General features: G+C 46.5%; 12 protein-coding genes. All 12 read right to left on the bottom strand.

The genetic code is table 11. From position 1 onward, the window contains the following. Window positions 1–69: 69 nt before the first annotated feature. Window positions 70–1,065: a hypothetical protein gene (locus HHI26_RS11840; protein ID WP_171149133.1), complete on the bottom strand. Its 996-nt coding sequence runs from the start codon at window positions 1,063–1,065 to the stop codon at window positions 70–72. Between the two features lie 86 nt (window positions 1,066–1,151). Further along, window positions 1,152–2,135, bottom strand: a complete 984-nt coding sequence (locus tag HHI26_RS11835; protein WP_171149132.1) for a hypothetical protein — start codon at window positions 2,133–2,135, stop codon at window positions 1,152–1,154. A gap of 79 nt (window positions 2,136–2,214) precedes the next feature. Then, the gene (locus tag HHI26_RS25675) at window positions 2,215–3,456 is read right to left on the bottom strand and encodes a flippase (RefSeq protein WP_346775679.1); all 1,242 of its coding nucleotides are present in this window, start codon (window positions 3,454–3,456) and stop codon (window positions 2,215–2,217) included. Then, window positions 3,456–4,010 carry a dTDP-4-dehydrorhamnose 3,5-epimerase gene (rfbC, locus tag HHI26_RS11825; RefSeq protein WP_171149131.1) on the bottom strand — a complete coding sequence of 185 codons (555 nt, stop codon included), beginning with the start codon at window positions 4,008–4,010 and terminating at the stop codon, window positions 3,456–3,458. Before rfbC ends, HHI26_RS25675 begins: the two co-directional genes overlap by 1 nt. Before the next feature lie 4 nt (window positions 4,011–4,014). Next, window positions 4,015–4,887, bottom strand: a complete 873-nt coding sequence (gene rfbA / locus HHI26_RS11820) for a glucose-1-phosphate thymidylyltransferase RfbA (RefSeq protein WP_171149130.1) — start codon at window positions 4,885–4,887, stop codon at window positions 4,015–4,017. Between the two features lie 33 nt (window positions 4,888–4,920). Continuing rightward, window positions 4,921–5,820, bottom strand: coding sequence for a dTDP-4-dehydrorhamnose reductase (rfbD, locus tag HHI26_RS11815; RefSeq protein ID WP_171149129.1), 900 nt, complete (start codon window positions 5,818–5,820; stop codon window positions 4,921–4,923). Then, window positions 5,817–6,908 (bottom strand): dTDP-glucose 4,6-dehydratase, encoded by a 1,092-nt coding sequence (gene rfbB / locus HHI26_RS11810; protein ID WP_167863637.1) that lies wholly within the window; start codon window positions 6,906–6,908, stop codon window positions 5,817–5,819. Before rfbB ends, rfbD begins: the two co-directional genes overlap by 4 nt. A gap of 590 nt (window positions 6,909–7,498) precedes the next feature. Further along, window positions 7,499–8,512, bottom strand: coding sequence for a UDP-glucose 4-epimerase GalE (gene galE, locus HHI26_RS11805; protein ID WP_133841537.1), 1,014 nt, complete (start codon window positions 8,510–8,512; stop codon window positions 7,499–7,501). Between the two features lie 46 nt (window positions 8,513–8,558). Continuing rightward, window positions 8,559–9,455 (bottom strand): UTP--glucose-1-phosphate uridylyltransferase GalF, encoded by an 897-nt coding sequence (galF, locus tag HHI26_RS11800; protein ID WP_133841536.1) that lies wholly within the window; start codon window positions 9,453–9,455, stop codon window positions 8,559–8,561. Window positions 9,456–9,603: 148 nt separating this feature from the next. Beyond that, complete coding sequence (locus tag HHI26_RS11795) at window positions 9,604–10,944, bottom strand: lipopolysaccharide biosynthesis protein (protein ID WP_171149128.1); 1,341 nt, start codon at window positions 10,942–10,944, stop codon at window positions 9,604–9,606. Continuing rightward, on the bottom strand, window positions 10,941–12,164 hold the full coding sequence (locus tag HHI26_RS11790; RefSeq protein WP_133841534.1) for a glycosyltransferase: 1,224 nt from the start codon (window positions 12,162–12,164) through the stop codon (window positions 10,941–10,943). The genes HHI26_RS11795 and HHI26_RS11790 overlap by 4 nt, the downstream gene beginning before the upstream one ends. Window positions 12,165–12,168: 4 nt before the next feature. After that, the gene (wcaK, locus tag HHI26_RS11785) at window positions 12,169–13,419 is read right to left on the bottom strand and encodes a colanic acid biosynthesis pyruvyl transferase WcaK (protein ID WP_159336331.1); all 1,251 of its coding nucleotides are present in this window, start codon (window positions 13,417–13,419) and stop codon (window positions 12,169–12,171) included. Between the last annotated feature and the right edge of the window lie 16 nt (window positions 13,420–13,435).

Genomic DNA, 13,435 nt, shown 5'->3' with positions numbered 1-13,435 from the left:
CATTGTTAGGGTGACCGTTAACTTGTTTATTAAGCTGGTTTTTTCATAGCTCTACAGGGAATAAATTAATTATAACGCGCGAAAATGTTCAATTAATGAAGTAACATCATAATTATTACGAACATTTTCACTAATTAATTCATAAGGGGCCTCAACAAATTTTGCGAGCTTAGTATTTGTAGTTTCAAAATTCTCATTTATATCTAAGACTAAAACATTACTGGATTTATAAAAGTCATATGATCTTATATCTTTATTATCAGTGATTAACTTTTTGTTAAAAAAAACGGATTCAAGTGACCTAAGAGTCAATCCTACCTGTCCGTGCTGGTTCAACTCCACTATAATATTTTTATCATTCAATAATTTTAAATATGATTGATAATTTACTGGTTCAGATATCAAGTCTATTTGTGGAAAGTCATCTGCTATGACGGGTATCCTGTCCTGCACAACTCTAAAATCTGGCTCAACCCCTACATTCTGTAACATTAACGCCAGTTCATTAAGTTTATGAGCACGCCCTTTGTTTTTTCCAATAAACAACGCCTTATTTAATACTGATTTTTTCTCTACCTCTAAATCTTTTATTATTTCTTTTGAATAAATCTGAGGATGATAAGAAACATTATGTTTAATTGAATCATTTTTATCAAAGGTAGCGATTTTGAAGCCACACATCTTCAACAATTTAATTCTAATGGCGAAATCTATATTTTTAAATCTATCTGAAGGTTCGGGGTTCCATTGCCAAAAATATAATTTTTTCACCTTGCCGTATTTTTTATATACCGGAGCGAAGTCCGATAAGTCTTCAATACCTACAACTAGTAGTTCATCATACTCATCATTTCCACTACTAAAATTTCTATTCAGTAACGAAAAAATAATTGAGAAATAGGGTAGCAAACGTCTTTTAATTAATGCGTTATATAATCTATTAACCAAACTTAAATTAATAAATTCTCTCGGTTTAGCGGCTATAGATTTAACATCAATATGTTCATTTTTCAATTTACCAAAAACAAATTCAGCAAGATAATGTTTATCATTATAGATTAACATCTTGCATGGCTTACTATTTACCTTTCCATTACAAAACACAATAACCCCCCTCCTTCTAAAGATAGACAACTCTCAAAGAATCTAAATTATTTTGAGATTATATATTTTCGCATGAATTCATTAACGTTTTGTTCGAAACGCTCACCCTCAGATTTTATAGATTCACGATACTTTTCAAATGCTTCTATTTGTATAGAGAAATCTTTGAAAATTTTATTGCACATTTTTTTATAAATATCAATTAAATTATCATCATTCTCATCTAACTTAAATCTTTCAGGGATACTTACATCAATCATATTTTTTGCACTCCCTCGCCTCCCCGTTATAATACAACAATTGGCCAGAGCAGCCTCACGTGGAAAACGATCCTTTCCGGGATGATTACCAAAGTCTATATATATCATTGAGTTAGATAATGTTTCATTAACTTCTTGAGCAGTCATATTCTCTAAAGGCACAAATGTAAATTCTGGGCACGCCGTTATTATTTTTCGAGTCATTTCAACTCCTTTTTTTGGATTATAAGAAATGATTTTCTTTTTATTTTCCAAACTATTTTTTGTTTCTGATCTAAAATGAAAAGAGCTAATATAATCGGTCATTTGCATAGAATGAATATTATGCTTCGCAAGTAATAACCTTGCATATTCGCTCTGATGGAGGTGAATAAAACCTTTCATTTTATTTATAGAAAGCTTTTTATTACGAACTAAAGCAGCAAGATGCTTAAACTTCGGCAAACCAAAACTCTCAGGGGGGCAACCGTAATAATTATCTACAGATAACCACCAAATTGCTAACTGCTGGTGGCTGAATTTTTTTGCCAAAACGGTAGCTGTTTCCGGTAGTACCACTAATGAATCATTTTTTACGCTACCGAGAGTGGCAACACGAACATTATAGTGCTTATACTGTTTAGGAGTGTCAAAATTATGTTCGAATGGGTAATAGATTAAATACGAATCGACACCATTATCCTGTAGTTTACTTGCGAATTGATGTAATAACTCTGGGCCTCCAGTCACTACATTTGCTGGACAACATATATATACACTAGAGAAATTCATTTCACACCGTTTAAAGTAGACTCGTGGTATTAACATTAAGAATTTTAACTTACGCTATTTTGATTAAATTTCAGGTGAATTAATTCCTATTTAGAATTTTATTAGTAGACACAAATTTGATCATCATTAGCGTCACCAACGCTTCTGAAGCCAGTACTGTGAATGCAGCACCGTTTTCCATATAGAACTTAGAAAGTGGGTATAGCATAGCAATACATATAGCACTTACAGTAACCAAAATCCTGAAAAATTGTTTTTTATACCCCATTGCGGACATTGTATGAATACCTAATACATTACTAATTCCGACTAAAAATGGGCAAAATGCTAAAACTCTTAGGACATTTACTGATGAGTCGTAATCAGTCCCATAAAGAATCACAATAATAAATGGGGCAGTGATAAAAATCATAAGGCTTATCAATAACCCTAATCCGCCTTGAAATATAAATAATTTTTTGATGAAATTAATGCCATGCATTTTATTTTTTGCTAAAAGTGAAACCACTCTAGGATAGCACGCCTGTGATACGGGTATAATCAGACCTTGGGCAGCGAGTCTCAACTTATCAGCAGCAACAAAGTATCCAACAACTACAGGACCACATATAAACCCTAATAACACAGTTATGCTAGATGTATAAATATTTATCGCCGCAGTAGATAAGAATAAATACCATCCCTCAGAAAATTGCTCTCGTATATCTGATAGATTAAATGGACGCCATGTAATCCATTTATTTTTTATTAATATAGCTATTGAAAGGATTCCACTTAATACACTTGTTAATGACATTATCAATGCCGCAATCCATGCATCATTACTATCCTTTACCAAAATGAATACTAATGGAATTGTAAGCAATCTTGAGGCTATATTAACCCCTGAAGATAAAGCCATACACTCCTTTCCCTGAAACAACCAAACAGGGAAAAGAACATTCCCCAGTAGCACTCCCATGCATGCAAAAATTATTATTGATTGCTTTGCTAAAAAAACACTCGTGGTAACGCCGATTATTACAATCATTACACTCAAAATTGTTAATAATAATTGACAAGCGATAACGCTCCAAAAAACCTTACTTACTTCATTCTTATCATCAGCAATTAAGGCAATTTTTTGAGTAGCTGAAAGATTAAATCCATAGTTTATAAAAACATTAAAATACTGCAAAAAAGCCAACGAAAACCCTAATACACCATATGAGAATGGTCCTAAAGTTTTAACTAAATATGGTAATGTGATTAAAGGGATAATGTAATTACCCCCTTGAACTAAAGTGAGCGAAGCAATATTTTTAAATAATTTTTTTTCCACTATTTTAATAATTCCACTTGAGAAAGTGTAAGTCCCTTCTTATCTTTTTGCGATAAATTTATAAAATCCACTGCATCTAAGGGCCAGGTGATATTTATATCACTATCATTCCAGATGATATTTCCCTCATGAGAAGGATGGTAGTAATTTGTCGTTTTATATACAAACTCTGCATTTTCACTCAATACCAAAAATCCATGCGCAAATCCCTCAGGGATCCACATCTGGCGCTTGTTTTCAGCAGAAAGATTCGCTCCTATCCACTGACCAAAGGTTGGCGAGCCTTTGCGAATATCTACTGCCACATCAAACACTTCGCCCGCTACACAACGTACCAACTTCCCCTGCGCATGAGGCGCTAGCTGATAGTGCAGTCCACGCAGTACGCCTTTCGAAGACTTAGAATGGTTATCCTGCACAAACTCGACCTTACGCCCTACGGCCTCTTCAAACACTTTCTGGCTGAAGCTCTCAAAAAAGAAACCTCGCTCATCCCCGAACACTTTAGGCTCAAAAATCAGCACATCCGGTATTTCTGTTCTAATCACGTTCATAGCATCAGTATCCTTTCACCATCTTGAGCAGATACTGCCCATATTCATTCTTCGCTAATGGGGCAGCCAGTTTCTTCACCTGCTCGGCATCAATAAAGCCTTTACGGTAGGCAATCTCTTCAGGGCAAGAGACCTTCAGCCCCTGACGTTGCTCAATGGTCTGAATAAAGTTGCTCGCCTCAATCAGACTATGGTGCGTACCAGTATCCAGCCACGCATAGCCACGCCCCATCATCGCCACCGACAGGTCGCCCTGATCCATATACAGGCGGTTGATGTCGGTAATTTCCAACTCGCCGCGATGTGAAGGTTTCAGGCTTTTCGCCATTTCCACTACGCTATTGTCGTAGAAATAGAGCCCGGTAACCGCATAGTTACTCTTGGGCTCCAGCGGTTTCTCTTCCAGAGAGACCGCAATGCCGTCTTTATCAAACTCCACCACGCCATAACGCTCAGGATCGTTAACATGGTAAGCAAATACCGTCGCGCCGGAGGTCTGGCTTACTGCCGCTTGCAGCTCTTTCGGCAGGTCGTGGCCGTAGAAGATATTGTCGCCTAACACCAGTGCACAGCTATCTTCACCAATGAACTCTTCACCCAGAATAAAGGCCTGTGCCAGGCCATCGGGGCTCTCCTGTACAATGTATTGCAGGTTAAGCCCCCACTGGCTGCCATCGCCCAGCAGCTGTTCAAAACGTGGCGTATCTTGCGGGGTACTGATAATCAGAATATCGCGAATGCCTGCCAGCATCAGCGTGCTGAGAGGGTAGTAGATCATGGGTTTATCGTAGATGGGCAGCAGTTGCTTGCTGACGGCCATAGTGACCGGATACAGGCGGGTTCCAGACCCCCCTGCCAAAATAATTCCTTTACGCATGAGATATCTCTAATTTATATCGGGTTAATGAGGTCAGAGCGCATTAAACGCGGCTAACTCAGCCATCATCCGCTGAACCCCGCGTTGCCAGTCGGGCAAGGTCAGACCAAACGTGTTTTGAAATTTACGTGTATCCAGCCGGGAGTTAAGCGGACGCTGCGCGGGCGTTGGATAGTGGCTGGTGTTCAACGGATGTACCGTCTTCAAGACTAACTCAACACCTGCGTCTTTTGCTTCGGCAAACACGACGTTAGCGTAATCATACCAGGTCGTAGTGCCCGCTGCGGCAAGGTGATATAACCCCGCCACCGACGGATCGCGCATCGCAGCAGTAATAGCATGAGCCGTACAATCCGCGATCAGATCAGCCCCGGTTGGTGCGCCATGCTGATCGTTAATCACTGACAGTTCATCACGCTGCTTCGCCAGACGAAGCATCGTTTTGGCAAAATTATTACCTTTGGTGGCATACACCCAACTGGTGCGGAAAATCAGATGCCGGGAACAATACTGCTGAATGGCCAACTCACCGGCCAGTTTGCTGGCACCATACACATTAAGCGGCCCAGTGGAATCGTCTTCTTCCCAGGCCTGCGCACCTTGTCCCGGAAACACGTAGTCAGTCGAATAGTGAACCAGCCAGGCACTCAGCGATTCAACCTCTTTAGCAATAGCTTCCACGGTCAATGCATTGACCCGATGCGCCTGCTCAGGCTCACTCTCGGCTTTATCGACGGCAGTATATGCCGCAGCATTCACAATCACATCAGGGCGGATGCTGCGGATCGTAGCGATAATTCCCTTGGTATCAGCAAAGTCACCGCAATATTCTGTTGATGATGTGGCCAGCGCGGTAACGTTCCCCAGTGGAGCCAGCGCACGCTGCAATTCCCAGCCGACCTGGCCATTTTTACCGAACAGCAGAATATTCATGGCTGACGTTCACTGTAGTTCTGTTCAATCCATGACTGATAGGCGCCGCTTTTGACGTTACTCACCCACTCGGTATTGTCCAGATACCACTGCACCGTCTTGCGGATCCCGCTATCAAATGTTTCCTGTGGTTGCCAGTTAAGTTCTTGACTGATTTTAGAGGCATCAATCGCATAGCGACGGTCGTGCCCCGGGCGGTCGGCAACATAGGTAATCTGCTCACGGTAGCGAGTGGCTTTCGGCACCATCTCATCCAACAGATCACAGATGGTTTCTACCACCTCTAAATTCTGCTTTTCGTTATGGCCGCCGATATTGTAGGTTTCACCTATCTTACCCTTTGTTACCACCGTATAAAGTGCGCGCGCATGGTCTTCCACATACAACCAGTCGCGGATCTGATCGCCACGTCCGTAAACCGGCAAAGGCTTACCGTCGAGTGCATTCAGGATCACTAAAGGGATCAGTTTTTCCGGGAAGTGATAAGGGCCGTAATTGTTTGAGCAGTTGGTAATTATCGTTGGCAAACCGTAGGTACGAAGCCAGGCACGGACTAAATGGTCACTGGAGGCTTTTGATGCCGAATACGGGCTGCTGGGTGCATAGGCGGTGGTTTCGGTAAATAATGGCAGCGCAGCTGAGTCATCATTCATCTCGTCCGGATGAGGTAAATCTCCGTAGACTTCGTCGGTGGAAATATGGTGGAAACGGAAAGCCGTTTTGCGCGTAGAATCCAGCCCGCTCCAGTAACTGCGCGCTGCCTCCAGCATGATATAAGTGCCGACAATGTTGGTTTCAATAAAATCAGCCGGGCCGCTGATGGAGCGGTCTACGTGGCTTTCAGCCGCCAGATGCATTACCACATCAGGTTGATGTTCATTGAAAATCGCACTAATGGCATCTTTGTCACAGATGTCGGCCTGTACAAAAGCATAACGCGCATCATTGCTGACACCAACTACGGACTCAGGATTGCCCGCATACGTGAGTTTATCAACGTTCACGACACTGTCTGTAGTCTGCGTAATAATATGGCGAACTACTGCTGAACCAATAAATCCGGCGCCGCCGGTCACTAGAATTTTCACGCCGTCGTTCTCTCTTTGGCTAATATCAATAATGCTAAGAATGCTCGCTGATGGTCATTGGGCCGTCAAACAGCGTGGTGAAGTCACAGTCATTTTTTGCCGTACTTTTATGGCGTATAACATCAACAGGTATACGGTGATGACCAGAATTGTTGTTATCAAATGTGCATACTGTTTCGCCTGGCCACGCTACCGCCACTGGCTGTAGCCACCAGATAGCTGTCTCTTACCTCGTTACACAAGCATAGCCTGACCCTGTCACTCGACGTGCTTTTCATAACCAGATTAGTCCTGGAAATAATCAGACATAAAGCCTCACAAAATCCAGCGCCAATTTTTATACTAAGTACTGGACCATACAAGCCTAATCTCTATTTTTTTGTGGGTTTGACGCTTTCGACATTTAATGGACAATTAAGCAACACTGATAGGTTATTTTCTAACTCACCTTAGCAAGTGCTCTCTTACGCACGCTCTACCTACAGTAACTATTGGAAATATAGAGGGTTAAAATATACCATTGCCACAGCCCACAAACAAAAAAACTCCCAGATCAGGGAGTTTTATACACAAGGGATTTCACGTTTTATTCAACGATACCCATTAGGATTCTTCGACTGCCAGTTCCACGTATCACGCATCATCTCATCGATACCGCGTGACACACGCCAGTCCAGCTCTTTGTCCGCCAGCGAGGCATCCGCCCAGAACGCAGGAAGATCGCCATCACGGCGCGGTGAGATCTGGTAAGGCACAGGCTTACCTGCGGCTTTCTCAAAGGCTTTCACCATCTCCAGCACCGAGTACCCTACCCCGGCACCGAGGTTGTAAGCTTTATAGCCATCAACCGCAGCAATATGGTCCAGCGCTTTAAGATGGCCTTCAGCCAGATCCATCACGTGAATGTAGTCGCGTTCGCCGGTGCCATCTTTCGTTGGGTAATCTCCGCCAAAGATGCCCAGCTTTTCCAGACGGCCAATGGCCACCTGAGCAATGTACGGCAGCAGGTTGTTCGGGATGCCGTTCGGGTCTTCGCCGATCTGGCCAGACTCATGCGCCCCCACCGGGTTGAAATAACGCAGCGCGATGGTTTTGAATTCCGGGTTCGCTTTGGCATAGTCACGCAGAATCTGCTCAACCATCAGCTTTGAGGTGCCATACGGGCTGGTTGTGCCGCCAATTGGCGTGGTTTCCACATAAGGAACCGGCGCATCAGCACCGTAGACGGTAGCAGAAGAGCTGAAGATAAACTGATTCACACCCGCAGCACGCATCTCTTCCAACAGCACCAGCGTACCGGTAACGTTATTCTGGTAGTACTCCAGTGGTTTGCGGGTGGATTCGCCCACGGCTTTCAGGCCGGCAAAGTGAATCACGGCATCGATGCGGTTACTGGCAAAAATATCGCGCAGGCACGCACGGTCGAGGATATCCCCTTCGCAGAAGGTGGCCGTTTTACCCGTCAGCTTCTCTACGCGGTTAATCGATTCGCGTGAGGCATTGCTCAGGTTATCCAGTACGACAACATCATCACCACGTTGCAGCAGCGATAACACGGTATGGGAACCGATGTAGCCCGCCCCGCCCGTTACTAAAATTGCCATGTTGACTCCTTCAGACCACGCCCGGCGCGGCCATAATCAAATAAGATTACTTCGCCAGAATTTTTTGAATTTCTTCACGGAACTCGCGGCCCTGAGCGTGGTTACGCAGGCCCCAGGTCACAAACGCTTTCATATAGCCCAGTTTACGACCGCAGTCGAAGCTGTCGCCACTCAGCAGGTGTGCATCAACCGGCTGTTTTTTGTTCAGATTGGCAATCGCATCGGTCAGCTGATAGCGGCCCCAGGCACCCGGCTCAAGGTTTTCCAGTTCTGGCCAGATGTCCGCAGACAATACATAGCGGCCAACGGCAGCCAGGTCAGAATTCAGGGTCTGTGGTTGCTCTGGTTTTTCCACGAATTCGACAATAGAACTGACTTTGCCTGGGAAGTCCAGTGGCTCCTCGGTAGTGATCACGGAGTATTCAGACAAATCCACGTCAGGCATATGATGGGCGAGTACCTGGCTACGGCCAGTCTCTTCAAAGCGTGCCACCATCGCGGCAAGGTTGTAACGCAGCGGATCGGCACTGGCGTTATCCAGCAATACGTCCGGCAGGACCACCACGAAGGCATCATCATGCAGCATCGGGCGGGCACATAACAGGGAGTTTGCCAGGCCCAGCGGCTGTGGCTGACGCACGTTCATGATCGTCACACCCGGCGGGCAGATAGACTGCACTTCACTCAGGAGCTGACGTTTCACACGCGCTTCAAGCAGGGCTTCAAGCTCATAGGACGTATCAAAGTGGTTTTCAACCGCATTCTTGGATGCATGAGTGACCAGGACAATTTCCTTGATACCCGCTGCCACGCACTCGTCGATGATGTACTGAATCATCGGCTTGTCGACAACAGGCAACATCTCTTTAGGAATGGCTTTTGTAGCAGGGAGCATATGCATACCGAGACCCGCAACCGGGATAACTGCTTTAAGCTTGGTCATAGTGTTTCCATATAAATGAAGTAAAAAACGTCCATTGATTATGCATTAAAGAGATGATTCACAAGTATAATCTTAATCTGAAAAATAAGCAGCCAGGGCCAGCAATAAAAAAGGCCACCATCACGGTGACCTTATATTTATTACCGGGTTACAGCCAGTGAGTGAACCATTCCGGCCTGATAAACAGATTGAAATAACTCACCAGCGCCATGATCCCGACAAACACCACCGCCACCGACATCCACTGACGGGCATAGGGGATAAACGGAATGCCAATCACCGGTTTGATAAAGAACGGATGGGCAAAGGCAGAAATGAGAACCTGAGAAATCGACAGCGTCAGCGCCACATACCAGACGTTCGGCCAGATCCAGGTGGTTGCCAGTACCAGCACCACGATGATGCTTGCCACCACATTCCACCAGAACTCGACGTTGGTACGGCCGTTAGCCTGAGATATCGCGCCGGTCAGCCCGCCCATCGGACGCAGCATACCGAACAGCAGCATCAGTGGGATCAAATGCCCAACCGCCTCGTGTGCCGGGCCGTAAAGCACGCGCACCACCACCGGGGAGAGGATACCAATCGCCAGATACATCAGGCTGCTGAACAGCATGATCATGAAGGTGCCTTTCAGGAACAACTTCTGCAACTGCGCAGGTTCGTGTTGTTTCTCAGCAAAGCGGGGTAGTGCCAGGCGATTAATGACCGGCGTCACCAGTTTCAGCGGTTGCAGCACCAGCTCTTTCGCCAGTGAGTATACCCCGAGCATTTCAGCGCCCATCACTTTACCGACGATCAGGGAGTCGGCCTGAGTACGTAACTGGTTAATCGTCTGTGAGCCCAGCTGATACACACCGTACTTCATCGAGCTGAAGAACGTCGATTTATCAAACTCGAAGGTCGGCCGCCAGGACTTTTCACCAAACCAAATCATGCACAGAATACGCATCGCGGCATTGGCAAACAGGCCGAGGATCACCGCAGAGACATTGAGCGGCGAGTAGTAAAGCAGCCCCACCGTCAGTGCAAAGGCAAGAAACTTGGTGACCATTTCGATCTTCGCCAGCAGCACCATGCGTTTGGCTTTAACGAAATGGGCCTGATACTGCGACAGCGATCCCAGTACCAGGAAGTTAATGCTGGTTAGCATGATCAGCCCGGTGAGTTCCGGAATGTGGTAGAAATGCGCGATCGGCCAGGCAATGGCGATCAACAGCAATCCGGTCATCAGACTGAGTAAAACGTTCACCCAGTAGATGGTGCTCTGCTCCTTGCGGGTGATGTTCTGGCGATGGACGATGTAGCTGCTCATCCCCATATCCTGCAACACCATCGCCACGGCCAGAATGGCGTTAATAATCGCCAGAATACCCAGCTCGTGGGTCTCCAGCTTACGCGCCAGCACCCCAAGCTGTATCACCTGTAACACGGCGGCGAAACAGGTACCACCAAACAGCCATACGGCCTGATTTTTTAAACTACTCACGCTAATTGCTCCAGAATCTCTGCCAGTTCGCGGTAGGCGATATGCTGGTTAAATTCGGTTTCTACCTTGTGCCGTGCGGCCACCACCACCGGTGCGATATCGGCCTCACCCTGTGACAGTTTCAGCAGAATGGCGGCGAGAGCGCTCGCATCGCCTTCCGGTGCCAGCCAGCCGGACACATTGTGTTCAATCAGTTCAGGAATACCACTGTGCTCGCTGGACACCACCGGCAGCCCGACGGCCATCGCTTCCATCAACGCCACCGGTATCCCTTCCATGTCTCCATCCGCTGCGGTCAGCGACGGAAGCAGGAAGATGTCGGCTTCATCGAGATAGCGTTTGATCTCTTCCTGCGGCTTAAAGCCGACCATTTTCACGCAGTCAGTCAGATCGGCCGCCGCAATGGTGGCACGCAGTTCCTCTTCGAGGTCACCGTTGCCGACAATGGTGTATTCAAACTGTCCGCCCTGCGCTTTAAGGATTTTGCAGGCATCAATTGCCACGCCCAGCCCTTTCTTCTCGGTAAGGCGCGCCACGGAAAGAATGCGCAGCGGCTGATGGAGAGAATCCCTGATTTTGAGATTAAATTTCTCCGGCTCGATGCCCATGCGCGTTACATGAATCTTCTCTGCCGGGCAGCCCATGCTAATCAGCTTGTTCTCCCACAGGTGGCTGATAGGCAGCAGCAAATCGGTCTGGGTAAACAGGCGTGCATAGTCATCTTTATGCTCGTCGAGGATATGGCGGCGTGAAATATCGGCACCGTGGAAGACGGTCGCCTGCTTGCCCTGCAGAACATTCAGTTCACGCAGTTTATTGGCGAGCGCCCCGGCATAACCGAAGTGCACTAAAAACACATCGGCAACGAACGGGGTTTTGTTGGCGGCCACAATTGCCGGCAGCAGCAGCTTGCTGGATTGGGCGCCATAGCGCCCGATATTGAAGGATTTTAACGTGGCGGTATTGAGGATTTTTGGCAGCACAATTTGCAGACGCTGTTTCAATTTATCCGCATTACTGACCTTCTCTTCTGGCAGCAGATAGTGGGTCTTCTCTGCCAGATGATAACGGTCAAACGCACCGTGTCGATTCACCAGGTCGCCCGGAAAAACCGAAATGATCTCAACGTCGTAGCCGATATCAATAAAATGCGTCACCTGGTTCAGTACGAAGGTTTCCGAGGAAACCGGAAATCGCATCGTGAAAAATGTCAGTTTCATTGGTTCACCCTAAGCGTTTGACCACGTCGTCAGTGATACGGTTACCCAGGATCCGTTCCTGTTCCACAGCCGTATCAACCTGCTGCTTCACCGCCTCATAGTTATCCAGCACATTATTCACCCGCGTGATAATGCTGCCGTCCATCAGACTCTTCACATCGCTGGCCATGTCTGGCAGCCCAAGTTGGTTCATCACGCCCAGAGATTTGTGCTCGTAGTTAATCGCCACCGCTGGTGTCCCAAAGTTCATTGAGATAATTGCGGAGTGTAAACGGGTGCCAATCGTGAGATGGCACTGACCCAGCAGGATACCCAGCTCAAGGTCGTTAAATTCATCCATGATCACGTGGTACTTATCTTTCTGCTCAATATGATCGCTCAGTGTCATTGCCACCATACGGTCATCTTTGTTGTAGCTGTCGATGCCGGTACAGGTGGAGAAGGCGACCACCTGATAACCACGTGCAATCATCGCGTTGATCACACGTCCAAACGCCGCTTCGTACTGCTGCTGGGTCACCCCAAGGCGCTTATCGAAAGGTGCCAGTTCACGCACGGTAATGGCGATCGTTTTTTGCTGGCCAATGACCTGCTGCCAGTGCACCAGGTTATGACCCGGTTCTTCCACCTCACGCGCACGGACCAGGAAGGCGGTATCAGCACCTTTTACCACTTTCCCGGTGGTGATACCGCCCTGCTTCATCATCTCCAGGCTGACGCTTTCGCGCAGCACCAGACTATCGACGCGGTCGAACACGAAGTTCGCAATTTCATTGAAACGCGGCTTCTGGAACGGGCCCACGCTGTGGCCGATCATATGGATCGGTTTCTTCGCCAGCAGCGCACACAGTGAATGCTCAAACTGCAACGGACCGTAAAGATCCACAAAGAACGAACCGCCAACCTGGATAATCGCATCGTACTGCTTCAGGTTGTCGCTGAATTCCTGTAAATACTGCGGCACCGGGAACAGCTTGAACACGCCCTTATTCGCGATATGCGCCATCATAATTTTTGGCATCAGGCGGCGTTTGATCTTATCGACGATCTTGTTTTTGCCCTTTTTGGTCTGCAAAAAGAGCGCATCAGGCAGAATGTCTTGCTGGAGCAGGTAACCAGAACTGGTTGGATAACGGCTAATAATGTCGATATCAATATCGTTCCTTGCCAGGTTCAACGAATCAATAATCCCGCGTAAAATAGCGCCATCACCACGATTTCCACATGTATGATTGCCAACTAATAAAATCTTCATAACTACTCCAGAAAAA

Origin of the sequence: Erwinia sp. JH02 (assembly GCF_013074405.1) — a bacterium.
Classification (GTDB): Bacteria; Pseudomonadota; Gammaproteobacteria; order Enterobacterales; family Enterobacteriaceae; genus Erwinia; species Erwinia rhapontici.
This window is presented reverse-complemented; position numbering and strand designations above follow the sequence as displayed.

Bases quoted from the DNA above. Each gene is read 5' to 3' on its own strand.
- galF (WP_133841536.1), bottom strand. From the start codon at position 9,455: ATGACCAAGCTTAAAGCAGTTATCCCGGTTGCGGGTCTCGGTATGCAT.
- HHI26_RS11790 (WP_133841534.1), bottom strand. From the start codon at position 12,164: ATGAAACTGACATTTTTCACGATGCGATTTCCGGTTTCCTCGGAAACC.
- HHI26_RS11840 (WP_171149133.1), bottom strand. From the start codon at position 1,065: ATGTTAATCTATAATGATAAACATTATCTTGCTGAATTTGTTTTTGGT.
- wcaK (WP_159336331.1), bottom strand. From the start codon at position 13,419: ATGAAGATTTTATTAGTTGGCAATCATACATGTGGAAATCGTGGTGAT.
- rfbC (WP_171149131.1), bottom strand. From the start codon at position 4,010: ATGAACGTGATTAGAACAGAAATACCGGATGTGCTGATTTTTGAGCCT.
- rfbA (WP_171149130.1), bottom strand. From the start codon at position 4,887: ATGCGTAAAGGAATTATTTTGGCAGGGGGGTCTGGAACCCGCCTGTAT.
- galE (WP_133841537.1), bottom strand. From the start codon at position 8,512: ATGGCAATTTTAGTAACGGGCGGGGCGGGCTACATCGGTTCCCATACC.
- rfbD (WP_171149129.1), bottom strand. From the start codon at position 5,820: ATGAATATTCTGCTGTTCGGTAAAAATGGCCAGGTCGGCTGGGAATTG.
- HHI26_RS11835 (WP_171149132.1), bottom strand. From the start codon at position 2,135: ATGAATTTCTCTAGTGTATATATATGTTGTCCAGCAAATGTAGTGACT.